Source organism: Bowmanella denitrificans (genome assembly GCF_002887595.1).
GTDB classification, from domain to species: Bacteria; Pseudomonadota; Gammaproteobacteria; order Enterobacterales; family Alteromonadaceae; genus Bowmanella; species Bowmanella denitrificans.
Genome location: NZ_PEBU01000008.1, coordinates 47,049 through 72,202 on the forward strand (window position 1 = coordinate 47,049; position 25,154 = coordinate 72,202).

Annotated in this window: 19 protein-coding genes; 4 read left to right on the forward strand and 15 right to left on the reverse strand. The window is 50.9% G+C overall.

Features of this window, described 5'->3' with window-relative positions; all coding sequences use genetic code 11:
* Positions 1-251: 251 nt before the first annotated feature.
* From CSR04_RS15075 to CSR04_RS15105, 7 genes are all read right to left on the reverse strand, one after another.
* Entirely contained in the window at positions 252-1,103 is an 852-nt protein-coding gene (locus CSR04_RS15075) for a DUF4198 domain-containing protein (protein ID WP_102797136.1), read from the reverse strand.
* A gap of 14 nt (positions 1,104-1,117) precedes the next feature.
* A complete protein-coding gene (locus tag CSR04_RS15080) occupies positions 1,118-1,609 on the reverse strand; it encodes a DUF2271 domain-containing protein (RefSeq protein ID WP_102797137.1) in 492 nt (163 codons plus the stop codon).
* Positions 1,610-1,611: 2 nt separating this feature from the next.
* Positions 1,612-2,229 (reverse strand): PepSY-associated TM helix domain-containing protein, encoded by a 618-nt coding sequence (locus CSR04_RS15085; RefSeq protein ID WP_102797138.1) that lies wholly within the window; start codon positions 2,227-2,229, stop codon positions 1,612-1,614.
* A 108-nt stretch (positions 2,230-2,337) separates the two neighbouring features.
* Positions 2,338-3,618 carry an MFS transporter gene (locus tag CSR04_RS15090; RefSeq protein WP_102797139.1) on the reverse strand — a complete coding sequence of 427 codons (1,281 nt, stop codon included), beginning with the start codon at positions 3,616-3,618 and terminating at the stop codon, positions 2,338-2,340.
* Between the two features lie 129 nt (positions 3,619-3,747).
* Positions 3,748-6,072: a TonB-dependent receptor domain-containing protein gene (locus CSR04_RS15095; RefSeq protein ID WP_102797140.1), complete on the reverse strand. Its 2,325-nt coding sequence runs from the start codon at positions 6,070-6,072 to the stop codon at positions 3,748-3,750.
* Between the two features lie 253 nt (positions 6,073-6,325).
* On the reverse strand, positions 6,326-8,203 hold the full coding sequence (locus CSR04_RS15100) for a putative bifunctional diguanylate cyclase/phosphodiesterase (protein WP_102797141.1): 1,878 nt from the start codon (positions 8,201-8,203) through the stop codon (positions 6,326-6,328).
* A gap of 254 nt (positions 8,204-8,457) precedes the next feature.
* Positions 8,458-10,830: a GH92 family glycosyl hydrolase gene (locus tag CSR04_RS15105; RefSeq protein WP_102797319.1), complete on the reverse strand. Its 2,373-nt coding sequence runs from the start codon at positions 10,828-10,830 to the stop codon at positions 8,458-8,460.
* Between the two features lie 155 nt (positions 10,831-10,985).
* On the opposite strand from CSR04_RS15105, the gene CSR04_RS15110 reads away from it, so the two are divergent.
* From CSR04_RS15110 to CSR04_RS15120, 3 genes are all read left to right on the forward strand, one after another.
* Positions 10,986-11,999: a LacI family DNA-binding transcriptional regulator gene (locus CSR04_RS15110; protein WP_102797142.1), complete on the forward strand. Its 1,014-nt coding sequence runs from the start codon at positions 10,986-10,988 to the stop codon at positions 11,997-11,999.
* Between the two features lie 111 nt (positions 12,000-12,110).
* Positions 12,111-12,470 carry an SH3 domain-containing protein gene (locus CSR04_RS15115; protein ID WP_102797143.1) on the forward strand — a complete coding sequence of 120 codons (360 nt, stop codon included), beginning with the start codon at positions 12,111-12,113 and terminating at the stop codon, positions 12,468-12,470.
* Positions 12,471-12,613: 143 nt separating this feature from the next.
* Positions 12,614-13,504 carry a hypothetical protein gene (locus tag CSR04_RS15120; protein WP_102797144.1) on the forward strand — a complete coding sequence of 297 codons (891 nt, stop codon included), beginning with the start codon at positions 12,614-12,616 and terminating at the stop codon, positions 13,502-13,504.
* 39 nt (positions 13,505-13,543) lie between these two features.
* On the opposite strand, the gene CSR04_RS15125 is transcribed toward CSR04_RS15120, so the two are convergent.
* Together CSR04_RS15125 and CSR04_RS15130 are read right to left on the reverse strand one after the other, a co-directional pair.
* Positions 13,544-14,329 (reverse strand): hypothetical protein, encoded by a 786-nt coding sequence (locus CSR04_RS15125; protein ID WP_102797145.1) that lies wholly within the window; start codon positions 14,327-14,329, stop codon positions 13,544-13,546.
* 181 nt (positions 14,330-14,510) lie between these two features.
* A complete protein-coding gene (locus CSR04_RS15130; protein ID WP_102797146.1) occupies positions 14,511-16,379 on the reverse strand; it encodes an FTR1 family protein in 1,869 nt (622 codons plus the stop codon).
* 202 nt (positions 16,380-16,581) lie between these two features.
* Between CSR04_RS15130 and CSR04_RS15135 the strand changes: the two genes are divergently transcribed.
* Entirely contained in the window at positions 16,582-17,760 is a 1,179-nt protein-coding gene (locus CSR04_RS15135) for a DUF5009 domain-containing protein (protein WP_172449376.1), read from the forward strand.
* A gap of 76 nt (positions 17,761-17,836) precedes the next feature.
* Here CSR04_RS15135 and CSR04_RS15140 read toward each other — a convergent pair whose 3' ends face one another.
* From CSR04_RS15140 to CSR04_RS15165, 6 genes are all read right to left on the reverse strand, one after another.
* On the reverse strand, positions 17,837-19,135 hold the full coding sequence (locus CSR04_RS15140) for a sensor histidine kinase (RefSeq protein ID WP_102797148.1): 1,299 nt from the start codon (positions 19,133-19,135) through the stop codon (positions 17,837-17,839).
* Complete coding sequence (locus CSR04_RS15145; RefSeq protein ID WP_102797149.1) at positions 19,135-20,463, reverse strand: sigma-54-dependent transcriptional regulator; 1,329 nt, start codon at positions 20,461-20,463, stop codon at positions 19,135-19,137. Before CSR04_RS15145 ends, CSR04_RS15140 begins: the two co-directional genes overlap by 1 nt.
* Positions 20,464-20,566: 103 nt before the next feature.
* Positions 20,567-21,772, reverse strand: a complete 1,206-nt coding sequence (locus tag CSR04_RS15150; protein ID WP_102797150.1) for an ABC transporter permease — start codon at positions 21,770-21,772, stop codon at positions 20,567-20,569.
* Between the two features lie 10 nt (positions 21,773-21,782).
* A complete protein-coding gene (locus tag CSR04_RS15155; protein WP_102797151.1) occupies positions 21,783-23,096 on the reverse strand; it encodes an ABC transporter permease in 1,314 nt (437 codons plus the stop codon).
* Between the two features lies 1 nt (position 23,097).
* The gene (locus tag CSR04_RS15160; protein WP_102797152.1) at positions 23,098-23,811 is read right to left on the reverse strand and encodes an ABC transporter ATP-binding protein; all 714 of its coding nucleotides are present in this window, start codon (positions 23,809-23,811) and stop codon (positions 23,098-23,100) included.
* 33 nt (positions 23,812-23,844) lie between these two features.
* Positions 23,845-25,098: an efflux RND transporter periplasmic adaptor subunit gene (locus tag CSR04_RS15165; protein WP_102797153.1), complete on the reverse strand. Its 1,254-nt coding sequence runs from the start codon at positions 25,096-25,098 to the stop codon at positions 23,845-23,847.
* Between the last annotated feature and the right edge of the window lie 56 nt (positions 25,099-25,154).

Genomic DNA, 25,154 nt, shown 5'->3' on the forward strand with positions numbered 1-25,154 from the left:
GGTTATATCAATATCCGGGCCAACTTTTATTTCACTTAATTATCAATAACTTAACACATTTCCTTTGCCTACTCCTTCTAATATTGTCGCTTATTGCCGACAGTGCACTGCTGAATAACCCAACAACCACGTCCTTAGCGCCAGTGTTGCAGCTCATGGTTAGTGTCTCCTATCAGAGACAGCGCACTGTCGGGTGGCTGCAAACAAAAAGGGCTGCAAATGCAGCCCCTTAACAGCAGTACTTCAGCTTACTAGGCAGGATTGACTTCAAAAGTCAGAAACAAGGAGGCTCTTTCGGTATCGATGCCGTCTGTGGTGGATGGGGTATTGACCCCGGCTTCCAGCAGGTACATACCGGCTTCATCGAAACTGACTTCAATAAAACCATTGGCATCGGCTTTAACATGAATTTCACCGCGCTGATTGCGATAGCGGGTTTCACCACGGATCAGCATCACTTCGGTGCCTTCGGCCACAGGTTTGCCATCTTGCAGCAGTTGCCAACGCACCGTTTCGCCGGTAAACAGATCATTAGGATGGGTGCCATTGGCTACTTCCAGGCCCAGACCTGTGGCTTTTAATTCTGTGGTTTGGTTACGACTGACGTAAGTTTCCACCCTGGCATGCATACGCGTGGTAGACAAATCTGTCGCACCAGCAGGAATCTCTTTACTGTCTTTGCCGCCAAATACCCGGCCACGTTCGCCCTGGGCGTCTTTATAGAAGGTAAAGACAGTAGCAGGTTGTTCCAGGCCAATACGGTAGGTGCCGGACTGCGCCAGTGTTACACCAGCGGCGCTTTTACGCAGCAAGTCAAAATAGGCAATAGGTGCACTGCGGCTGCCATCCGGCGCAACGGCAATCAACTGCGGCCTGGCACGTCCGCCCCGACCTTTATCCTCAGAACTGCCGTAGCTTCTGTCGGCATGAAAGATGTCATTGGAAATACTGAAATCCAGGGCAATGGCATGTGCCTCCTGCCCGGACAAATTAGTATGGCTGGGTACCAGCCAGCGGGCGTGCGCCAGAGCAGACTGGCTGCATAACATCAAACCGGCCAGACTAAATGCTTTAACCCAGGGAGACATAGCGTACTTGCGCATGATGATTTTCCTTCTTATTTAACTTTGATTTGAATCGGGCCCAACTCCACTTTGGCAGGCAGCGAAATGTCGCCCTGCTTGCCCAAAGTAATAGCGACCCGGTGATAATCACGACCGCCCTCTTCCCGCGATGCTTCGATATTTAACAGGTATTCGCCTGCCGGCAGTGGCTTACCCAGATTATCTTTGCCATCCCATTGCAACTGATGGTCGCCAGGGCGACGCGTGGCGCCGGTTACGCCATCAATCTCTTTTCCGGCACTGCGGCCAATCTTGCGCCAGAACTGGCGTAAATCCTTAAGCCACTTGTCGCCTTCTTCCATTTGTTTCCACAGTGCAATAGTGGCCACCGGATTACGCTGAGCGTCTTCCACCCACACAGCTATGTAGGGCCGGTGATAGGGCTGAACATCCAGTTGTGGCTGATTCAGGGTAATATCCAATTGTGCAGCACCTGCCACACTTGTTACTAATGCCGCACCCAGCAGCAACGATGCAAACTTCATCCTCAGACTCCAGTTAGTGTTGGGACAAACAAAAAATAAATCAGCACAGGCGTTAAAGCGCCAAGTACCGCGGCCAGCATTCCCGAGCGGCGTTTACCGCGGTTTTGCCACAAGATAATCAATCCCGTCAGGGCAAACAGCAGCATCAATACGGCGGAGATATCAATCACCCAGGACCAGGCCAGACCACTATGCCGGCCTTTGTGTAAGTCGCTCCAAACGCCCAGCCAACTGCCCTTATGGTATTCCAGCAATAACACTTCGCCCTGCAAATCCAGGGTTGCCAGTGCGTAACCCGCCGGCAGGGCATAATCCAGTACCAGCTCAGCGTCGTCAGCAGACCATTCCACCGCTCTGGGGTGTTCAAGATTATGTTGCTGGCGCAGATAATCCCCGACTGCAGCAATTAATTGCGGGGGCGACTGCGCCAAAGCCTGCCATTGCGGCGGAGTACTGATATCCAGTTCCCCCTCTTTACCGCCGCCATCCAGCCAACCGACATGGTTCAGCACCACACCGGTGACACAGAAAAACACCAACAAGCCAAATAATGCGGTAGACAGATAGATATGCAGCCAGCGGCTGCCGTTATAGAAGGAACGAAGCGCACCTCTGGACATACTTAAAACTCATTCATGCCGTGTCAGATCACAGCGGCAAACTTTATCCAGATTGAAGCATTTATGCAAACCATTACTATTTGCATAACTATAACTTTTTAGAGTAACTCAGGGACGCTGGTAATATTCCTGGGCCTGGTCTTGAGGCATTTGCGGGGGCGCATCCGCGCGGGGATCCAGCTCGGCCATGATTGGGGTATTGGGGGTACTGGTGGAAAACGCCACATGTTCCTCTATGGGCACAGGCGCTCTGACCAAACGCCGCCAGGTCAGAAATAGCAGGCTGAGTACCGACATACTGGCAAAATACACAAACATGCCATCCGGGCCTAATGCCTGTATAAATAATGGAGCCAATAACGGGCCAGACATGGCGCCAAGACTGTAGCAAAGCAGTAAGCCCTGATTGGCGGCAATCACTTGTGAAGGATTGAGTTCATCACATGCCTGGCTGAGGCTGATTGGGTAAACCGCAAAAATAACCCCACCGAACATTAAGGTTAATATTGAGGTCAGGGCGCTGCCCGCTTCGGAGTCGAATAATATAAACGCCACACTCACGGCCAGCACTGCTGCGAACAAACACATCAGTACCAGCCGTCGATCATACCTGTCAGACAACCTGCCTAAAGGGTATTGCAAGCACATACCGCCCAGGATCAGATAGGCCATCATATCGGCGATTTGGCTAAGCTCAAGCCCCACCTTGGCGTAGAAAAAAGGCAACAGACCATAAGCCACACTGAGGATCAAACCAGAGATAAAACAACTGAATACCGCTGTTGGCGTGAGCCGTACCAAGCTCCAAAACGGCAGTTTCTCGTGTCGCTCCAGATGCTGAATATTGACCTTGGCCAGGGCCAGCGGCAACACAGATAAGGAACAGGCCAGTGCCGCTACTGCGAAGGGCAGCAACGACATAATATCCAAACGCTTAAGTAGCAGTTGACCGAGGATCATGGCCGCATAAAACAGCACCATATACAGTGCCATCACCCGCCCGCGTATAGAAACGGGGCTACTAACCATAATCCAGGATTCGATCACCACCAATAATCCGCCGGTGGCAAAACCACCCAACAAACGCAGCAGCATCCAGGACTCGGGCGCAACAAATATGCCAAATAACAAAGCCAGGCTGCACAGCATGGAAGCATAGGCGGCATAAGCGCGAATATGCCCTACCCGTAAAATCAGCTTACTGTTGACAAACGACCCCACCATTAAGCCGGTAAAATACGCGGTGGAGATCATGCCAATCAGGGTGGCCGATACCTGCTCTTCGGTCATTCGCAGGGTCAGCAGGGTGGTTAACAAACCGTGACCAACAGAATAAATCAGCAGGCTTAACAGCGGTGAAGCCAGGGATGTCAGGGTAGCTCTGGGCATGAATAAGGGTCTTTATGGCTAAGCAAACAGCATGGCTATTGGATAGCAATAAATTGCCCAAAAAGACAATGAAATTTAAAAATCCCCGCCAGGCGGGGATTTTGTCAGGGGCGGAACAACTATCCGAAATCAGAAAGTGTAGTTGGCTGACAGCCAGAAACTACGTGCTTTCTCTGTGGTGTTATAGTCGGATGAACATTCATAACCCAGTTGATCTGCAGACAACAGGCAACTACGGCTGGATAAATCTTCATCCAGCAGATTATTAACCCGGCCATTAATCGTCAGTTGGGCATTCACCTGATAGCGAGCCGCCAGATGTAACAGTTCATAAGACTTGTAGTACAGCTCGATGGTTTGCGGCCCTTGTGGTCCCTGAATGTCGGCTGTACCGCGGAAGCGCTTGCTGCGCACCTCACCAATCAATGCCAGGCTTAAGTCATCCAGTACCTGCCAGTTGAAAGTAGTATTCAGCATATTTTTGGGCGTGCTGACCAAGGGTAAGCCTTCATCACGGCCGCTTTTCACTTCACTGTCGGTATAAGTGTAGTTTGCGCTGAATGACAAACTATCAGTGAAGTTAACCTTACCGGCCAGTTCCACTCCCCGGGTTTCGGCCTTGTCTACATTATCGGCCTGACTGAAACTGCTATAGCCCAGATCCGCCCAGCCGGGACCGATTTGTACACAGGCCTGACCATTTGCCGCCACTTCACAGTTGGGCAGATTATCCTGATTAATAATCTTGTCTTTAAAATCGTTATAGAACAGAGTGATATTACCACTGACCCGGTCACTGCCCTGGTAATAAGCAGCCACCTCATAGTTCACGCTGGTTTCCGGCTGCAGGTCCGGGGTGCCGACAAAAGGATGCACACCCTGACCACCAAAGCCGACGATGCCGGGGAACAACTGATTTGGCTTAGGGGTTTTATAACCGGTGCTGATGCCACCTTTAATGGTCCAGTCACTGTTAGGACGCACATTCAGGTAAGCGCGCGGGCTGAACTGCCCACCGAATATATTGTGGTCATCATATCGGCCGCCAAACACTGCGGTAACCGACTCATTCAGATCCCAGCTGTCTTCGGCAAACACCGCCCATTGCCGGTGTTTCTGGCTGGTGCCGTCACGGAAACCGTCACCATACATACCAAATACACCGTCTTCCATATCCGCACTAAAGTATTGGCCACCCAATACAAAGTAGTGATTCTGCCACTGCGACTCCAGTTTGGTGTCCAGGATCAGATTGTCAATCTTCAGGGTGCGCAAGGGCCTGGGCAAAAACTGCTGTTCCAGTTGGCTGTATAAGGCTTCGGTCAGCTCTGGGCTATTACTCCCCTGATCGCTCACAGCCTGGTCCCAGATAGCTTGCAAATCACTGCGCTCCTGCACGGTCAGCGGCAATGAACGGCCGAAGTTTTCGCTGCGGCTGCGGGTCAGACTGCTGGTCAGCGTGCCGATTTCCCAGCGGCCAATGTGTGACAGTACAAATTGCTCGCGTTCCACACGCTGATATGGGGTATAACCAACCCTTGGCTGGATAATGCCCCCGCGGCTGCGCCACAGACTGACAGGACTGTCCAGGGTCCCGGTCTGCCCTTCGGTGTTGTCATAACGTTGCTTGGCGATGTCGTATTCAAAGGCCAGTTCCTGAGTATCACTCAGCGCGTAGTTTAAAGTGAAACCCGCATTCCAGTTTTTGGCAGCGACAATTTTCTTGTCGCCAAAACTCCCTTCATCTGTCCAGGTGCTGCCATCCGGAAGTGGCAGACTGTCGGCGTAAGTGGGTTCACTTTGTTCGCGGTCATACACACTGGCACGCAGCGCATATACCAGATTATCGATGCCGCTGGGGCCGGTCAGATAGAAATCGACCTTCTTATCATCACCATACTGATCATCTTGCTGAAAAGTGGAGCCCAGACTCAGACTACCAATGGTTTTGTCCATTTGTTTGCGGGTAATAATGTTGATGACACCGCCAATGGCATCGGCGCCATACAATGTGGACATAGGGCCACGCACTACCTCGATGCGCTCAACCGCTTCCAGTGGCGGCATATACATAAACTGGCTGTTACCGAAGTTATTCGGCCCAATATCCCCAATATCTGACTGACGGCGACCGTTGATCAGTACCAATGTGTAGTCAGAAGGCAGCCCACGCATGGTAATGCTGATATTGCCGTTTTTGTCCTGGCCACTGCCCACATCTATGCCTTCAATGTCACGCAGTGCATCGGCCAGGCTGGTAAACGGCTTAGCTTGCAGTTCCTGGCGGCTGACTACCGAGATACTGGCCGGTGCATCCACCAGCTTCTGCTCAAATCCCGACGCCGTCACCACAATGGTTTCCACATCCTGCTCTGCGAGTTGATTGGCCAGTGCCGGCAGTGGTAAGCCGATTGCAATAGCCATAGCTATTTGGTGGGGACGAAATCCAGACATGTGCAGCTCCGTTAGCAATAAGTGGGCGACTATCATCCGCCCTGGAATTTGGCGCGAATAATAATAACTCTCATTGCCTGAAGCAATAATTTTAGCGTTTTTTACCAGCTTAAAATCAACCGTTTGGCGTTAAAGTTATATTTATCAGTCGGTTAGGACTATGCGTTGACGCCTGGATAGTGCCGACCAACAGGTCGAAGCGTGACGCAAAGGTATGTAGACTGGCGAGATGAATGATTTCAGCAACTGCAACTCAAATTGCAGTTGCTTTCAAGATAGGGGTATCAGCGAGCAAAAAACCGGGCATTTGTGCCGCTTCCAAAGGCCTGGACCAATGATAGCCCTGACCTTTGTCGCAACCTAGCTGGCCAAGGAAATCGGCGGTTTGTTTATCTTCAATACCTTCAGCGATGGTAGTTAAGCCCAGACTACGTGCCATTTGCACTATGGCGGTCACAATGGCCTGATTTTCCACACTGTCCATCAGGTTAGTGACAAAGGAGCGGTCAATTTTCAGTTGTGAAACCTGAAACTTCTTCAGATACGCCAGGTTGGAATAACCGGTGCCGAAATCGTCAATAGCCAGTCGCACGCCCAGTCCCTGGATCACAGACAAGCTCTGACGCAGCTCCTGTCCGGCTTCCAAAAACACTGATTCGGTCAGTTCAAGCAACAGAAATTGCCCAGCCAAGTTGTATTGTTCCAGCAGCCGCGCCAGGGTTTGCGCAAAGCGACCGCGAATCAATTGCGCCGGTGACACGTTTACCGCAATAGACAACTCAGGTAAACCAGCCTTGTGCCACTCAACACATTGTCTGATGGCATTTTCCAGTACCCAGTCCCCCAGCATGCCTATCTGCCCACTGCGTTCAGCCAGGGGAATAAACACCTCGGGGCTGATCTCCCCTATTTGTGGGTGTTCCCAGCGAAGTAGCGCCTCCACTGATTCAATCATGCCACTTTGCAGACACACTTTGGGCTGGTATTGAATAGATAGCTGCTGTAACTCGATGGCATTGCGTAAACCACGCTCCATACACAGTTGCTGGGATAATTGTTCGCTCATGCCACTTTGGAAGTAGCGATACTGGTTACGACCGCTTTCCTTGGCTTTGTACATAGCCAGATCGGCCTGCTGGCAAATACTGTCAAAATCCATCCCATCCTGCGGCACCATAGAGATCCCCATAGAACAGGTCAGGGTCAGCTCATGACCATCAATTTCCAGGGCGGTAGCGGTACATTGCAGGATGCGCATGGCCAGCGCATCCACCTGCTTGCTATGGGTGATATTGGTGCTGATGATCACAAATTCATCACCGCCAAACCGGCACAGACTGTCAGATTCCCGCAAGGTGGCAGACAAGGTTTTAGCAACCTGCTGTAAATACCTGTCACCTAATTTATGTCCAAGTGAGTCATTAATAGATTTAAAGTTATCCAAATCCAGAAAGGTCAGCGCCACCATGGTCTGATTACTGCTGCAACGCACTACCGCAGTATCAAACATTTCCCGGGCTTTAAGCCGGTTGGGCAGGCCCGTGAGTGGATCATGATGGATAAGCTGCTCAACCTGCAACTGAGACTGACGGTAACGGGCATTTTCCAGTTTCAGTTCATCGAGGATAGTGCGAAGTTGTGACACCACTGCCCAGATACCATAGGCCGTCATAGCCAATAGCAAAAACATCAAAAACGCGCTGTTCAGGTCCTGCATTGGGACTTCACGCGTCCACTGGCCACTTTGCCCCATCCAGCCGAGAATCAGTAAATTCACCGAGCTGATAGCAAAACTCCACAACATCAGGCGAATACCGCTTAGCATGGCGGCAAAAAACATCACTGCTGGCAGCAGCATAATGGCTTCATCACGTAAGCCGTAGAAACTCCACATAAACAGCAAGGCGCTGAAATTGATAATACCCAGGAATAAAGCGCTGCCCAGCTCAATCCGACCCGTAGCGGCAACGCGGTAACTGGCATAAAGCAAGGCTGACACAGGGGGCACATAGCAAGTGACAAACCACTCACCAAGCCAGGTCCAGTGCACAAATATAATGGCCAGGCACAACTGCGTAAGAAACTGTAGTTCCTTAAGTCGTTTCAGCCTGAAGGTGTTATTGGGCTGCATTTTCCATTTTTTATTTTTAACCTGCAGCCTTACATCAATGTTGATGCTGACCTTTTATTTGCAGATTGTTGATTATGCAAACAATTTGAACGGATATATAAGCTGAATACAAGACACAAAAAGTAAAAAAACAAAGATATTTTGTGTATTTCAGGTTAGTAACCACTTTTTTACCAATTTGTTTGCATAAAAGTATGTCACTTTCGCTAAACCTGTTGCCAATTTGCCAGGATTATTCACCGGAGCATAATAGTTCAAAACTGAGCTTTGACGCCAGGCGGTCGCTGTGATGCGTCCTTACCCCAAGTGCTATTTGGCACACTGCCCATTACAAAATGCAGCTTTCCGCCCTGCATAATATCGGCGTGAGTCAGATAGCTGCGCTCCAGCACTTTACCGTTAAGGGTCGCGCTTTGAATATACAAATTGTCCTTGGACAACCCCTCGGTGGTCATGGCAAAGGTTTTACCATTAGCCAGGCGGAAGGCGGCTTGCGGCACCTGTGGGGCACCAATAACGTAGATCAGATCGCCCGGCGCCACAGGATAGAAGCCGATTGCAGAGAACAGATACCAGGCTGACATCTGCCCCACATCGTCATTCCCTGCCAGACCGTCGGGCTTATCCGAAGACAAGGTATCCATGATCTGGCGGATACGCTGCTGGGTACGCCACGGCTCACCGGCGTAGTTGTACAGGTAGGCGATATGGTGGCTGGGCTCATTGCCGTGGGCATACTGGCCAATCAGGCCGGCAATATCCTCATGCTCTTTGATCTTTTCGTATGACAGCTCTTTGCTGAACAAGGTGTCCAGGCGCTCAACAAAGGGCTTGTCACCGCCAAACAGATCAATCAGACCTTGTACATCATGAGGTACGTAGAAGGTATATTGATAGCTGTTCCCTTCGGTGAATGGCCCCATATACTTGGCGGCTTCGGGGTCAAACTCAGGATCCCAGTTACCTTTGCTGTCCAGCCCACGCATAAAGTTGACACGCTGATCAAACACATTGCGATAAAACTGACTGCGGCGGTAAAACTCCGCGGCATTGGTTTTATCCCCCTGGGCGTCAAAGAAGCGGGCAATAGTGAAGTCGTCATAGGCATATTCCAGCGTGATAGATACCGACTCAGGTAACACATTCATGGGCACATAGCCGTATTGCTTGTACTCAGGGATAGCATCGTAACGGGCGTGATTGGCGGTGGCCAGAATCGCCTCTTTGGCCAGTTCCACATCAAAATCGCGGATACCTTTAAGGTAAGCGTCAGCAATCACAGACACGGCGTGATAACCAATCATGGTCCAGGTTTCATGGCCCTGGAAAGACCAGATTGGCAGGATTTTGTTGGGGCTTTGCTGATAGTGCACCAGCATGGAGGTAATCATATCGTTAACCCGTTCTGGATCCACATAAGTCAGCAGCGGATGCAAGGCACGGTAGGTATCCCACAAGGAAAACAGAGTGTAGTTAGTAAAACCTTCGGCCTTGTGAATAGCCCCGTCTACGCCCAGGTACTGACCATTCACGTCCTGGTAAACAGAGGGCGCCTGCAGGGCATGGTACATGGCCGTGTAGAACTGACGTTTCTCTTTCAGCTCACCTTGCATATCAATGCCGGCCAGCTCGTGATCCCAGGCACTGCGCGCCTCGCTGCGTACCTGGTCAAAGTTCCAGTGGGGAATTTCAGCCTGCAGGTTTTCAAGCGCATTGGCATGGCTGACCGCTGACATACCCACTTTAATCAGCAGCGGTTTGTCGGTGGGCTTGCTAAAGTGCGCCATCACCTTGATGGCCTTACCGGCCGTGTACTGCTCAGCCGGATTAACTATAGTGGAGGGCTTGTTGCCACCATGGTCAAGGCAGCCGTTGCAGCGGTAGCGGGTATTGTCTTCGTTAATCAGTTCAATATCGTCAAAAGGACGGGAAAACTGCACGGCAAAGTAGGTAGGACGGTTCTTGGCCCAGCCATTGGTGCGACGATGCAGCAACAGAGTTTGCTTATCCACTACCCTGGCATCAGACCAAATCACTTTATTGCTGAAGTTGTAAATGGAATGGGTCAGGTCCAACAGCACATGACCGGTTTCGCCGCGGCTGAAGGTGTAACGATGAATACCAGCTCGTACAGTAGTGGACAATTCGGCATGGATGTCATAATCCAGTAAATCAACGGCGTAATAACCAGGTTCTGCCCACTCACGTTCATGACTGAAACGGCTGCGATAGCCAGATTCAGGATTATTAACTGTTCCCGGTGTTGTCTGGGCAACCCCCACCATGGGCTGAATCAGTAAATCGCCCAGGTCTGAATGGCCGGTTCCGGAAAAATGAGTATGAGAAAAGCCCAGCATGGTGGTGTCGTCATAATGGTAACCGGCACATCGCTTGTAGATTTCCGGCTGCGGATCAATACCGCGGGCTACTGCTTCTGTATCAGGGCTAAGCTGCATCATACCAAAAGGCACAACAGCACCAGGGAATGTATGCCCCTCACCACCGGTACCAATAAACGGGTCAACATACTGACTATTGCCATTGTATGAGCTTGCCAGAACCGGCAAATTCAAACAGCAGATAAGTACACTGAGTCCTAAACACTTTATGGCCAGTTTTGTATCCATCAACATCACCCCAGTTTGTTGCAGCCAGCATGTGCAGAATCATAGGTTACAGATTCACACGCGGAACGTTCCAAAATTGTTAATGAGTGTAAATAAGCATATCGTATCGTCAAGGCATTTGGATCGGTGCCGGACTAAACAACAGAACAGTGACAATGACAGCCAATAACGTGAATAAAAACATAACCGTATTTGATGTGGCCAGACAGGCCGGTGTGTCCAAATCCACCGTGTCTTTGGTTCTGACCGAAAGTGATAAAGTCAGTGAGAAATCGAAGGAAAAAGTACTTAAAGCCATTGATGAACTGGGCTATGTGTATAACCGTGATGCGGCAGCGCTGCGCAGCCGCCGTTCTAATCTTGTCGGTGTAGTCATCAATGACCTGACCAATCCATATTCTGCCCAGCTGGCGGTGGGTCTTGAGCGGCATATTCGCAGCCTGGGCTATATGTCTGTACTGGTCAACAGTGGCGAGGACCTCACCACTCAGAAACAATTAGTTCAGCAGCTTAAAGAATATCGGCTGGCAGCCCTAGTCATCTGTCCAACTCCAGGTACTGATGCACAATGGCTTAATCAGCAAATCGATGCCGGCATTCCGGTTATCCAGATTATGCGCGAGGTTGTCGGCGCGCGCGCACCCTTGGTGATCCCGGATAATGTCAAAGGGACCAGCCTGGTAACCCAACACCTGCTCGACCAGGGCTACCGTCATTTGGCCTTTATTGGCGGTAATGAGAGCATTTCGGACTTTCATGAACGACTGGCCGGATTTGATAGAACCTTACTAAAAGCACAACTGACAAACCTGCAGATTACCCGAATTCAGGCTCCCACCAATCGCCACGGCGGACGCCAGGCCATTCAGCAAGCCCTGCAATCCGATCCCAATCTGCAGGCAATAGTGTGTTTTAACGACGTTATCGCTTACGGCGCCATTGAACAATTGCACGCATTAGGCCGAATCCCTGGTAAAGACATTGCAGTAGCAGGCTTTGATGATCTTGAAGACTCGTGCCGTATGTCCCCGGCTCTGACTACAGTGCATATTGATGCCGATAAAATTGGCCAGGCAGTATGTCGTTTGCTGGGCAATAAGAAAGAGGCGGTCGCCTCTGAAGGACGTATTCTGGTGGATGTGGAGTTTATCCCGCGTAGTTCAGGCTAATGTTATAGCCTGAAGATACAGTCGGTATGTTCGACTCGGGACCACAAGATACTGTACATAAATACATACATTTGCCATAGTCTGGCACCTAACGCAAAACAGGAAGTATTTATGCTTAGGTATATTGTTGTCACCGCTCACCAGAGTGAATATCCAGCCCCTATCGAGTTTACAAAAGGCACAGCGTTAACCATAGGAGAAAAATATGCAGGTCCTGAAGATTGGCAGGATTGGTATTTTTGCTCAACTACCGGGCATTCAGGGGGTTGGGTCCCGGCTCAGGTTTTCCGCCAGACAAGTGAAGACCAGGGACTGGCATTAGAGGACTACAGCGCCAAAGAACTAAATGTAGTGGCAGGTGAATACCTCATTGGCGGACGCATGCTGAACGGTTGGGTATGGGCAACGAGACAGGATAGCACCGACCGGGGTTGGGTACCCATGGACAATTTAACACCGTTAAATTTTTAGTTGTGCGGATCTGCTCTTCAAACCCAGCATGATCAATGCTGATTCATAACGTTGTCATATATTAACGCTGAAATAGCGGGCCTTACGCAAGTTAAGGCCACGTATCATTGAAACGATCGCAATCCATATTAAGCAGTTTGTTATTGTTAGTATTTCAGGCACAGGCAGGGCAAGCTGAAGGCCTGCAAAGCAAAGTGGCTAGTCAGATAAGGCTGGATGATCGCTCAGGCAAGGACCTGCGCTACCAATATCGCCTGCGAATTTATCCGTCCTTCAATGTTAATGACGCCTGGAGCTTGCATGCTTTTGTCGCGACCGGTAAATCCTTTGCATCCAGCCATAACACGTTGGACGAGGGGAAGGCCGACCATCTTTACATGCGTCGCTTTTTTGTTCGCCACCAAGATAGCCAAGGTAAAACCGAACTTGGCGTTATTCCCACTTACAAGGGCGATGTAGCCTCTACCGGCCTGTCAAAGGATGGCTGGATAAGCGGTATTCGGCATGTACAACAAGTCAGTCCAGACAGTCAGTTGGAGCTGGTGGTGGGCGAACTGGCCCATATTGACGATGCCAATGCCTGGCAAAAACTGCATAGTCTGAACTATCTGGAGCTTGAATTTACCAGCCAAATAAACTCATCCATAGGCTACGAGCTAAGCCTGGAGCATATGTTGGGAGACAATTTCTTCAGGGGCGAACTTCGGTACCAAAGTCCTCACGGACAGCACTACGCCATTGAGCTTATCGACAGGCTCGACAGTAGCAGAATTAAAGTGGTATTGAGTATGGGCATGCCACTGGCCTGGCTTGGTGCCGAGTTTTTCACTCACTACAGCTATGTGGATAAAGGCTTTGGCCAACGTGCCGAGCTTACCGAAGACTTTCTCGAATATGGCCATGCCCTGGCCTTTGAATTGGACGGCAAACTGAACAACAGTGGCTTAGGTTGGTTCGCCAAAGCAGAGCATTATGCTGACACTGACACCAGCCGCATACAGATTGGCCTAAGCTACACATTTTCCAGCCAGTAAAAAAGCAGCCGAAGCTGCTTTTTATTTAGCTAAAGGGAACTATCTGTATGAAATGTTCTCGCTATCCAGAGGAATGCTATCTGGCTGAGTCAAATCCCAAACCTTGGAGTATACAGTGGTACCACCGGCATTGCGGCAGGTGATTTCCTGATACAGGTTAGGCAGCTCATTACGATGAATTTTCTGGCCAGTGAAGACATCTGTATCAAAGCCATACTTGCTGTTTTCGCCGTTAAACACTTCAAGCGAACGACCATGGTCCTGACTGATATAGCATACGCCATCAGTTGCATAGTTGGTCACAGACAGAATACCGCTGTACTCAAACTGGTCCTGATATGGGTAACCAGGCTCCCAGGGCTTAGTCGGACGCTCATGGTAGTAGCCGTTGGGCGTCAGTGTGGCGTCCCAGGTCATTTTGGGAGCGCGCGGGATATTATGACGGATGGCAAACTGCTGACCATCCAGATCTGTGCATTGTACCTGCAGGTATTTATGCACTGTGGCAAATCTTTCATCGAAACCGGTCTCAACCTGGTCCACCAAAGGAGTTCCAAACGGACCGATGCGGCCAGGGTTAATCAGGGTACCATCTTCGGCATTATACAGACCAGCTTCGGTGCAGGACGCATTGCCGCCATGACGGACATAAGCTTTAACCGTGCCGTAGTTCACCTCGGCAGTGGAAATAGTCGTCACCGGCCCTTGGTTATAGGCAGAATCACGTTTAAAACCGTCATTGTCGTAAACAACTTGCGGGGCAGCCACAGCATTGACAGAAACACAGGCAATACCTATCGCTAAAACGAGCTTATTCAATTTCATTCCGTTAATTCCTTTCAAAAATAAATAAGTAGCATGAAAGACAGATCCATCTTGTTTTGAGCTCGTTAAGGATACTAAACCACCAATGACAACGCTGTCATGTGATCAAATGCCACCAAATGCAAAAAAATGTAACCAAGGCAAAGACAAAAAAAACGGCGCCTTAGCGCCGTTTTTTGCATTAAATCCTGGCTTTTCGCTGATAGACGGTCATTAACGCTATCAGGGCAATCAGCACAGCCTGCGACATCAGGGTCACACCATCTGCGTAAATACCCAGCCAGGTTGCTTCCGGCAGATTCAGTGGGATACTGACAATACTGCCGGTTTCCTGCAATGCAGCGATACCGCGACCGGCAAAAATAACCGCCAGCGCAAACATAATGGCGGCATTCACCTTAAAGAACATGCCCACCGGCACCCGCATTGCCAGTTTGAAGATAACCACACTAAGTACCACCAACAAAACAGCCGCCGCCAGCATGCCGAAAATCACAGCCTGTTGCCCTTCGGGGCCAGCCTGTAACCACAACGCTTGATAAAACAGGATAATTTCGAAGATTTCCCGGTATACCGCCACAAAGGCCAGGACCGCAAAACCGATATTCTGCCCTGAAGACAAACTGGCACTCAGCTTGTCTTTAATATACTGCTGCCAATTGCTGGCATGCGCCTTGGAATGCATCCAGATCCCCACCCACAGCAAAATAGCTGTAGCAAGCAATGCTGTCATACCTTCGGTGAGCTCCCGGCTGGCGCCGGATATATTAAACAGATAGCTGGCCACCGCCCAGGTCGCCAGACCACAGACCAATGCGGCAATCCAACCGCTGTGTACATATTTCAAACTGGAGGTAGCACCAGAGCGCTTTAAAAATGCAAAGATTGCCGCCAGTACCAATATGGCTTCAAGGCCTTCACGTAACAAAATGATTAAAGAGGCGACAAAGCTCAGCAATGGTGACAACCCACCTTCATCCAACAGAATCTGCGCCTGATCCAAAGCGGATTGGGCCCGGTTATAGCGGCTTTGCAACTCGTCCACGCTTAATCTGTCACGCAAGCCGTCACGGTAGGCAAACATAGCCAGCTCAATATCCTTACGCAGGGCCTTATCCAGGTTATCCAGACTGGCTTCCACCAATTCAAAGCCTTCCAGGTATGCACCGATGGAAAGCTGATAGGCCTGCTCGAAATCCCCTGCTTCAACGGCCTGCCAGGACTGAGCCAGCGTTTGTTTGGCAAATACCAGCGGTGCCGGTTTGTCAGACTCGATGACATCCGGATGGGCACGTAACTGTACAAACTGCTCGACATTCTGCCCTTGCGCTTGAACTTGCACTGGAGTCAGGGTAGCCAGTTGGTCCAGGTTAAAGGGTGATGTCACTTTGCCCTGCGGCCGTTCGGTTACGTATCCGGCCACAAAAGCCGCCAATGACCAGCGCTGACTTTCAGACAGGTTGGCATAACTTGCCATTCCCGTTCCCTCAACGCCTAGGGTAATAGTGTTGTATAAACCAAACAGGGTCAGTTCGTTCATACGTTCGGTATCGTGAAAATTCGCCGGTGCAGGTTCCATACCGGCTCCGGCAATACCGTCGCCTAACCCCGTTGCACCGTGGCAGGCAGAACACATCTGCTGATACAGATTGGCTACCGACAGAGGTTCAGGTGTGCCTCTGGGTGCAAGTTTAATGTCATAGGCCTTAGTCACGGCTTCGCTCAGCTTAGCGGTCATGGCCTTAATTTCCTGACCTGGACGCCTTTCATCAATCAGGCGCTTCAGGGTGCGGCTGTCTTCTAACAGCTGTGGGCTTTGCACCGTGGCCGGTAAATTTTGCAGGATCTGCTCCACCGCTTCGGCAAACTCAACCTGCTCCACATATTCGCCTTGATCCACTATCTGACCATCGGCCACTGTCATGGGATAGTCCACACCGACATAGGAAAGCAAATGCAGGATCCGCTCGGGACCAGGCCCTGACGCTTGTGCCAGGTGGGCCGTCAGACCAAAAAACAGCAGGGTCAGGGCCCAGTTAAACCTCTTCATTTATTGCACCATCTACTAATAACTATTCTTGTTTATTATTTCATCCCGCCTGCTTGAGAACAACTCTCGATTGCATATGAAACTCTGTTGTTGGTCGCATTGCAAAGTTACCAACTAACAAACAAGCAGGTAATGCATGTTAATTTGTTGCACAGAGGTTAAGAATTCAGTAGTTTCTGGGCATCTAATCTTACAGGGATCTATGATGTCCACCTTAGCTTCAGGAAGAATTCTTTCCATCGACCTGTTCCGCGGCCTGACCATTCTGGTCATGGTATTTGTGAATGAGCTGGCAGGTATTAGCGATATTCCCAGCTGGATGAAACATGTGGCGGCCGATGCCGATACCATGACCTTTGTCGATCTGGTGTTTCCGGCCTTTTTGTTTATCGTCGGTATGTCTATTCCTTTTGCGGTACAGGCCAGACTCAATAAAGGCGACAACGCATGGGGTGTATTCCGTCATGGCTTGGTACGTGCCTTTGGCCTGATTGTGATTGGTTTTTATATGGTCAACAGTATTGGTGGCTATGACGAATCCGCCATGCCAATTAGTATTCATTTGTGGACCTTTTGCATGTACCTGTCGGTATTGCTGGTCTGGTGCAGCCTGCCCAAGGGTTGGAGTCACCGTCAACAGTGGCTGGTGAGGGCCGTCGGAATCGCCGGTCTGATAGCGCTATGGTGGCTGTTTCAAGGCCCCCAAAATAGTGGAATGACGCCACAATGGTGGGGAATACTAGGGTTAATCGGCTGGGCATATTTGTTTGCGCTGATAGCCTATTTGTTAGTGGGACAGCGACCGTTGCTGCTTAGCTTGATAGCCCTTGGCTTTATCGCGCTGTTCGCCCTGTTTCAGCCATTTGAGGGGCAGTCAGGCTTGCTGGGCTGGTTCGCTCAGGAAAACCGTAACCACACCCATACTGCCATGGTGCTGGCCGGTACACTGATGTCATTACTGTGCTTCCATGCCGACTATCCTAAACGCCAAATGAATCTGGGTATTTATATTGTGGTCAGCGCCGCGCTGGCCTATATCAGTTGCCAGCTTTGGCCAATTTCAAAGATCTGGGCCACCCCAAGCTGGGCACTACTGAGTGTATTTTTCTGTAGTCTGCTGTTTGCGCTGTTTTATCAGTTGATTGAGGTAAAGAGGCACACCGCCATGGTCAAAGCATTTGAACCTGCGGCCAATAACCCACTGCTGATTTATATTCTGCCTTATATAATTGCCGCCGGCCTTGGCAGCCTGGGGTTGACCCTGCGCCCGGAATTTCTGTCATCCGGAATACCAGGTATGTTGTGGAGCCTGCTGTTTGCCCTGGCGATGATGGTATTAGTGACCCTGCTTAACCGTATCGGCATTCGATTAAAACTTTAGGGTCGGTGACCAGGGTATCGACAAATACTCTCGCAGAGGCCCGCACTAAACGCTGCGGCGCGCTCTGCGAGAACTTTTATCTGGGTAAGTAAAGACTGACTTTCAGGCCGCCTTCCACGCGATTGGCCAGGCTGATACGGCCATCATGGGCCTCAATAATTTCCCGGCACAAGGCCAGACCCAGCCCGGTACCCTCACTCTTGGTGGAATAAAAAGGTAGCAACGCCTGCGTTAACACCGTGTCACTCATACCACTGCCGCCATCACTGACTTCAATCACCAGACTATTTTCCAACTGGCGTATGCTCAGGCTGATATCGGCAGGCGAGGAACCGGATTCAGTGGCGTTCTTCAGCAGATTAATCAGTACCTGTTGCAACTGTGCCGGGTCAAAATAGCCCGGCTCCTGTGGCAAATCGCCCACTAATCGGAAGGGCCACTGGCTGGCCAGCGCCTGAATAAAAGTCGGCCATTCCACCCGCACTCGATTCGGTTGCGGCAATTTGGCAAATTTGGCATAGCCAAGAATAAAGCTGGTTAGATGGCTGGCACGTTCGCCGATAGTGTCAAATACCATGGCCAGGCGAGCTTCCTGATGCTGTTCGGCCAACAACTTGCCCGAATGTACCATGGACGAAATTGGTGCCAGGGAGTTATTCAGCTCATGACTGATAACCCGAATGACCTTTTTCCAAATCTGCACTTCCTGACGGCTTAATTCGCGGGTAAGTTGCTTGAACAGCAATAGCTTATGCTGGTTGCCATTCATCAAAAAGTTGCCATGAGACAAATGCCAGGTTTGCTGGCTGCTGTCATCCTCACTGTCTCCCAGGCTAAACAGCCCGTCCCGACCAGAATCCACCGCATCTTGCATGGCTTGTGGCTGGTTTTTGAGCAAATCTCCCAGACTCATGCCTTCAATCCGGTTACCAGCAGTGAGCAATTCTCTGGCACTGGCATTGGCGAAAATAACTCTGTCGCTGTTATCCAGTAACAACACCGCCAACGGCGAGCTTTGCAGAACTTTGTCGAGCATCAGCTCACGCTGATAAATCCACTGTTTTTCCTGTCTGAGCCGGTTTGATGTCTCATTGTACAAGCTTGCCAGCTGGCTGATTTCATCTTTGCCCTCCACTGCCAGGCTGACACCAAACTCATTATCGCGGAAATTCAACAGGCCGGTTTCCAGCGCGGTCAGGCGCCTTGCCACCCCATCGAACAGATAATGACAAAGACAGATGGCCAGCAGCAGGGCAAACAATGTGACCAATATCAACTTACTCAGGGGCACTTCCAGCGTTACCGCATAAACACCAGCACTGGCCAGAATCGCCACCAGCGCACTTAAAATAAGTTGGAACTTCAGTTTGAACATTAAATCAGCCCGTACTTTTCCAGGCGCCGGTATAACGCCTGGCGACTCATGCCAAGTTCACGCGCCACTTTAGCAACCACGCCCTGATGTTTATCCATGGCCTGTTGAATTTCTTCCGGTCCCGGTTCGGCGCTGGTTTGCGGCGCGGGTTGCGACCCACGATCCTGCAAAGCAAAATGTTCCGCTTCCAGTATGCCCTCGGGAAACAGCACGCTGACTCTTTTGCAGGCGTTCTCCAGTTCCCGCACATTGCCTGGCCAGGAATAGGCTAATAAAGCACGCTCAGCAGACAGTGACCACTCACGACCAGGTAAAAAGTGTTGAATCAGGGGCAGAATATCATCCTTACGCTGCCCTAAGGGTGGCAGGCTAAGCTCCACCACATTCAGGCGATAATACAAGTCTTCGCGAAAGCGCCCGGCCTGGATATCTTGCTGCAAATCGGCATTGGTAGCAGATATGACCCGCACCTTTACTTTTTGGGTGGCGGTGGATCCCAGTCGCTCAAACTCACCGGTTTGTAAAACCCTAAGCAGCTTGATTTGGCCGGATAACGGCAGGTTGCCTATTTCATCCAAAAACAAGGTGCCACCGTCAGCAGCTTCAAAGCGCCCAACCCGTCTGGCATTATTACCAGTGTAAGCACCCGCTTCGGCGCCAAACAGCTCGGCTTCTATCAGCTCTTTGGGTAACGCACCGGCATTAACCTTAATAAAGGGCTTGTCTTTTAGCGGCGAATTGGCCTGAATAATACCGGCAATGCGGTCCTTTCCTGCGCCATTAGGGCCGGTAATCAATACCGATACATCCGATTTTGCCAGCTGCAGCGCCATATCCACCAGCCGCTGCATAGCATGGCTGCCATACACCAGACCACATAAATTGTTCTTGTTCAGCTCTGCCTGCTGCTGACTCTGAATCTGCCGAAAGCGCTGGTTTTCCTCCAGGGCACTGCCTAGCTGCAGTAAATTGGCAATGCTGGTTAGCAGCTTAGCGTCATCCCAGGGCTTGGCCAGATAATCGGCTGCACCATCCTTCACCAGCGACACCGCCGCTTCGAGCTCTGTCCAGGCTGTGATCAGAATTATCGGCAGGTTAGGATTGATCTCTCTAAGCTGGTAAAAAAGCGCTTTTCCCTCCTCGCCCGAGGTGGTATCAGCTGTGAAGTTCATATCCTGGATCACCAGGGCGATGCGCTGGTACATCACTGCTTTTACCGCTTCAGCCGGGCCTGATGCCAGCACGGGTTGGTAACCATGAATCTCCAGCAACAAGCTCAGGGCATTCAATACCGCCTGGTTGTCATCCACTATCAGGATTTTTTCCATCTATTATCGTCTTTTTGTGTGGGTCGGGCTTTAGCCCGACACCATTTACTTCAGTAAAATGTGGTTAATAAGCCTGTTGCTTATTAACACCAAGCACGATGTCTCATACATTACGGGTGGCAATACTGGGCGCAATCTGTGCTGCGCGCAGGGCTGGCCAGTAAACAGCTAACATGCCCATCAGGTAGATACCGCACAAGCTGTACAAAATAAACCAGTTGTCCAGACGCGGCAGCGAGTAGTGGCGCATCAACACATCACTCATGGCCAGTGCCAGAATACTGCCTAGTATCATACCGCTAATGCTGACCAGACTGTTTTCCAGCAGAAAGTAGCGCAAGATGTCAGATTTCTTTGCTCCCAGGGCACGGCGGGTACCTATCTGACGAGTACGACGCCCCACATTAAACAAGGCCAGGCCACTAATCCCAAGGGCTGTCACCAACAACAGCACACAAATCAGCACCAACAACATATTGCTCATCAATTTATCCTGACTGTTATAGGTCGCCAGTAGTTCGTCCACCCCTTTTATATTACTGACCACCCGCTCAGACTCTGAAGCCAATAGCACAGACGCGACCTGTTGCATCACTTCGTCACGGCGTCCGGCTTCGGTTCTAACCAGCACGCGCTTAAACGCCACCCCTTCAACCTGCGGAATCAGCACCACATTGTCGGGTTTTTCATCCTTTAGCCACGGGCCTTTCATGGGAGCGACTATGCCAATGATTTTCAAAGGGATATCACCTAGATACATGGTTTGCCCCAGGCCATCCCCGGCAGGAAATAAACCATCGATAAACTGACGGGTGACCAGAGCCACAGCGGCATTTTTATCATAATACTGGGAATACACGACATCGGCCGCAGTAAAATTCCGTCCTTCTTCCAGTTTTACCCCCAGAGTATTGAGCAAATGCTCATCGGCCATAAAAAACGCCGCACGCTCGCTTTGACTTTGCTGAGGTGAGGGCTTTAAGTTAAAGCTGGTAGAATCACCACTACCAGACAAGGGCACCTGGTTTATTACCACCGCGTCCGCCACCCCGGGAATGTTACGTAGCAGGGTTTCATCCACTTCCTGTTGCTGGCGAATATCCACTTGTTTGCCGAAAGTGTAGAGATTGAACCTGAACAGGTTCTGGTCCTGTAAACCGGTTTCCTGATGCAGATAAGTCAGCCTGTCATTGATAATAAATGCGGCATTACTGACGATAGCCAGGGTGACGGCCACTTGCATAATCAATAGTAGTGCACCGGTTTTACCACGCATCAGTGCGTTGAAGATGGGTCTTAATTCAGACATGGGCTAACTCCTATTGGGTTTTCAGGTACAGGGCTGGTGTGGTACGACAGACCTTCCAGGCCGGATAACAACCGGCCAGCAAACAGGCCAGGATAGAAATAGTGGGCGCAGCCAGCCACATGGTCAGATCCATCTGTGCTACTTGCTCATAGCGGCTGAAGCCGCTTCGCAGCAAATGCAGTCCCAACTGGGCGATGGCCAGGCCCAGCACACCGCCGGCCAGTCCCAACATGCCGACTTCCACCAAGTGCTGCATAAACACCTGGGTTTTGCTGGCCCCCAATGCGCGACGTACGCCAATTTCCGGGGCACGCTTGAGGAATTTGGCCAACAGCAAACTCAGGATATTAGCCAGGCACACCGCCAGAAACATAAAACTCAACCCCACCAAGACCTTGTTGTCATCGCTGACCACTTCGCGATAATCCAACCACTGACTAATGTATTTAATGTCCCCTTGTGCATCGTCACGGTTAAAACGTCCCAGTTGTTGCTGCTGTTTGATATAACCAGCCAGGTAATCTCGATAATCCTGCTGCATCTGCTTATCTGTCAGTTCCACCCGGTACTGCAACCACACCACTTCTGAATTCAACTTATCCTGGTAGGTTTTCTGCTCTTCATATTTCCAGCCGTTGTTGTTGCCCCAGCTCTTTAGTTCCTCGATGGGCAGCAGGGAAAAGGGAATAAACAACTGTTCATTATTACCCCAGGCACCATTATTCAGGTCATATATTTGTGGTTCCAGTTTCCAGTCAGCCAGAATGCCGACAACACGGTAGGCAACAGAGTCCAGCACAATGTCTTTCCCCACGTTATTGCCGCCACCAAACAGTTTGCGGTTCATTTCGGCACCAATCACGGCCACGGTCTCACCTTGCAAATCAATGCGTTTATCCCAGGGGCCGCCGTGCGCAAATGGCACTTCAAACATGGCAAAGAAATCGCTGTCTGCGGCACGCGCCACTTCCATAAAAGGAGCAATATTGGCGTTGTCGGGTTTTACCCCAAAACCGGTTTTCAGCATGGCAGTCTGGCGAAACGGCACCGGGCTTTGGCGCAAGTTCATGGCATCCTGATAGGTCAATTGGTGCGGCAGGTTATCGACTGTCCACCAGCTGGCGTCCTGATCCATAGTGCGAAGCTGTACAGCAAAAATCTGCTCATCTTTGTGCTGCATCGGGTTGACCGACATCATGTGATAAACAGACAAACTGGTCATGGTAATACCGATACCGATGGCAATGGCCAGCAGCATCAGCAAACTGACGATGGGTGTGCGCTTTAAGCTGCGCCAGGCAAGGTCAATATAATGAATAAACATCTCAGGCTCCTGCCGTGGCGCGTTGTTGTTCAGCCCCACCCTGATAAAGCTTAAAGTCGCAGATCTGACCGTCCACAACCTGAATATTACGCTGGGCACGGCGGGCCAGCTCCGGGTCGTGAGTGACCATAATGATGGTGGCACCGTCTTTATTGATGCTTTCCAGCAGCTCCATCACCTGGCGGGCCATCAGGCTGTCCAGATTACCGGTAGGTTCATCCGCCAGCAGAAAACGTGGCTCACCGGCCAGCGCCCGGGCAATGGCCACCCGTTGTTGCTGACCACCAGAAAGCTGCGCCGGCACATGCTTGGCGCGCGCCCCCAAACCAACCTGCTCCAGGCAGCGCTCAATGCGGCGCTTACGCTCAGCCGTTTTAATGCCGCGATAACGCAGCGGCACTTCCACATTTTCGTACAGATTCAGATCAGGGATCAGGTTAAAGCCCTGAAAGATAAAACCGATTTTCTGGTTTCTGAGCTCAGCGCGGCCGTTATCCGTTAACTTGCCGACATTGATACCATCAAGCTCATAAGTGCCACCAGTGTATGTTTCCAGCATACCGGCAATATTTAAAAAAGTGGTTTTGCCTGAGCCAGACGGACCGGTGACGGCAATAAATTCACCTTCATTCACCTGCAGATTAAAATCCCTAAGTGCATGGGTTTGTACCATTTCACTGCGATACACTTTGCTGATATTGGTCATGTTAAGCATGTTCTTTTCCTTTTCGTTATTCTGGGATGCCGCTTAGCGCAACATCACTTTTTCTTGATTTTCAAACGTATCCAGGCTGGAGATAATCAGGGTATCGCCTTCCTTAACACCACTGAGTAATTCCACATGGCTGATACTGCTGACCCCGGTGCGAATGGCTGTGCGATAGGCGGTTTCGCCTTCAACCTTGTAACCCAGGCTGCCGCCGCTTTGTAAGAAGGCGCCACGTTTTACCATTAAGGTATCCGGGCGATTTTCCAGCAGGATACGTGCTGACAGGCGCTGGTTTTGACGCAGTCCCTGAGGCTGATCCAGTAATCTGACACGGGTAGTTACCTGGCGATCCCGCACTTCCGGCGAAATGGCCTTAAGCTGTCCGGTCAAGGTGGTACCGGCCAGTTGCAATTCCACATCCATACCCAGTCCCAGCTCGTCGGCGTAACTTTCTGGTACCTGTAATTCCGCTTCAAAGGCGCTTAAGTCCACCAGGGTAATTAATGGCTGGCTTTGACTGACCGCGGCCATCTGCTCCACCAGGTGGTTACCGACAATACCCTTAACCGGCGCACGTATGGCCAGACTGTCGACCTGTCGTTCCAACTCTTCCACCACCAGTTGCTGGCGCGCTATGGCAATGCCGGCACTTTTTAATTCAAAGGCCAGGGTATCTTTGGCTATTTGTACTTCCTGAGCGGCCAATCTGTGATTAAGTTCGGCCCTGGCCAGGTCGTCAATGGCCTGATCGAAATCACGTTGACTGATTAGCTGGCGTTGCATGGACTGCTGGGCACGGCGCTCTTCACGCACGGCCGCATCCAAATCCACTTTAGCCAGCTCCAGGGTGCGGGTCAGGGCCAGTTCCTGTGCCCTGGCATCCAGACGCCGACCTTCCAGCTCACCTTCTAGTGATGCCAATACGGATTGTTGCTGCTTCAAATTGTTGGCAAGTTCAGGGCTGTTTACCTCTGCCACAATCTGATTTACCGCAACTTCATCGCCGGGTTCGGCCAGCAGCCGTACATGGCCTGGTTGGGGACTGTACAGCACAGGGGCATTGGCCGCCACAATATGGCCTGTTGCTGCGACATCTCGCACCAGGGTGCCGCGCTCTACTTTAGCGGTTAACAGCCCGGCGCCATTCACTGACTGACTCGACTCAGCCCCATTTAACCAGGCCAGTGTCCCTACAGACACCAACACCATGGCGGCCACTGCCGCACGCTTGCGCCAGACTTGCCCGGCGGTGCTCCCTACCAGCATATCCTGGCCACTGGTATCCCGGATCATTTCACTCTCCCGTTGCTGAATTCGGTGCATAGTTCAATCACAGGTGCCAGAGCACA

What these genes read in the sequence shown, in the direction of transcription:
- CSR04_RS15075 (WP_102797136.1), bottom strand. Translation starts at nt 1,103, where the DNA reads ATGCGCAAGTACGCTATGTCTCCCTGGGTTAAAGCATTTAGTCTGGCC.
- CSR04_RS15080 (WP_102797137.1), bottom strand. Translation starts at nt 1,609, where the DNA reads ATGAAGTTTGCATCGTTGCTGCTGGGTGCGGCATTAGTAACAAGTGTG.
- CSR04_RS15085 (WP_102797138.1), bottom strand. Translation starts at nt 2,229, where the DNA reads ATGTCCAGAGGTGCGCTTCGTTCCTTCTATAACGGCAGCCGCTGGCTG.
- CSR04_RS15090 (WP_102797139.1), bottom strand. Translation starts at nt 3,618, where the DNA reads ATGCCCAGAGCTACCCTGACATCCCTGGCTTCACCGCTGTTAAGCCTG.
- CSR04_RS15095 (WP_102797140.1), bottom strand. Translation starts at nt 6,072, where the DNA reads ATGTCTGGATTTCGTCCCCACCAAATAGCTATGGCTATTGCAATCGGC.
- CSR04_RS15100 (WP_102797141.1), bottom strand. Translation starts at nt 8,203, where the DNA reads ATGCAGCCCAATAACACCTTCAGGCTGAAACGACTTAAGGAACTACAG.
- CSR04_RS15105 (WP_102797319.1), bottom strand. Translation starts at nt 10,830, where the DNA reads ATGGATACAAAACTGGCCATAAAGTGTTTAGGACTCAGTGTACTTATC.
- CSR04_RS15110 (WP_102797142.1), top strand. Translation starts at nt 10,986, where the DNA reads ATGACAGCCAATAACGTGAATAAAAACATAACCGTATTTGATGTGGCC.
- CSR04_RS15115 (WP_102797143.1), top strand. Translation starts at nt 12,111, where the DNA reads ATGCTTAGGTATATTGTTGTCACCGCTCACCAGAGTGAATATCCAGCC.
- CSR04_RS15125 (WP_102797145.1), bottom strand. Translation starts at nt 14,329, where the DNA reads ATGAAATTGAATAAGCTCGTTTTAGCGATAGGTATTGCCTGTGTTTCT.
- CSR04_RS15130 (WP_102797146.1), bottom strand. Translation starts at nt 16,379, where the DNA reads ATGAAGAGGTTTAACTGGGCCCTGACCCTGCTGTTTTTTGGTCTGACG.
- CSR04_RS15135 (WP_172449376.1), top strand. Translation starts at nt 16,582, where the DNA reads ATGATGTCCACCTTAGCTTCAGGAAGAATTCTTTCCATCGACCTGTTC.
- CSR04_RS15140 (WP_102797148.1), bottom strand. Translation starts at nt 19,135, where the DNA reads ATGTTCAAACTGAAGTTCCAACTTATTTTAAGTGCGCTGGTGGCGATT.
- CSR04_RS15145 (WP_102797149.1), bottom strand. Translation starts at nt 20,463, where the DNA reads ATGGAAAAAATCCTGATAGTGGATGACAACCAGGCGGTATTGAATGCC.
- CSR04_RS15150 (WP_102797150.1), bottom strand. Translation starts at nt 21,772, where the DNA reads ATGTCTGAATTAAGACCCATCTTCAACGCACTGATGCGTGGTAAAACC.
- CSR04_RS15155 (WP_102797151.1), bottom strand. Translation starts at nt 23,096, where the DNA reads ATGTTTATTCATTATATTGACCTTGCCTGGCGCAGCTTAAAGCGCACA.
- CSR04_RS15160 (WP_102797152.1), bottom strand. Translation starts at nt 23,811, where the DNA reads ATGCTTAACATGACCAATATCAGCAAAGTGTATCGCAGTGAAATGGTA.
- CSR04_RS15165 (WP_102797153.1), bottom strand. Translation starts at nt 25,098, where the DNA reads ATGATCCGGGATACCAGTGGCCAGGATATGCTGGTAGGGAGCACCGCC.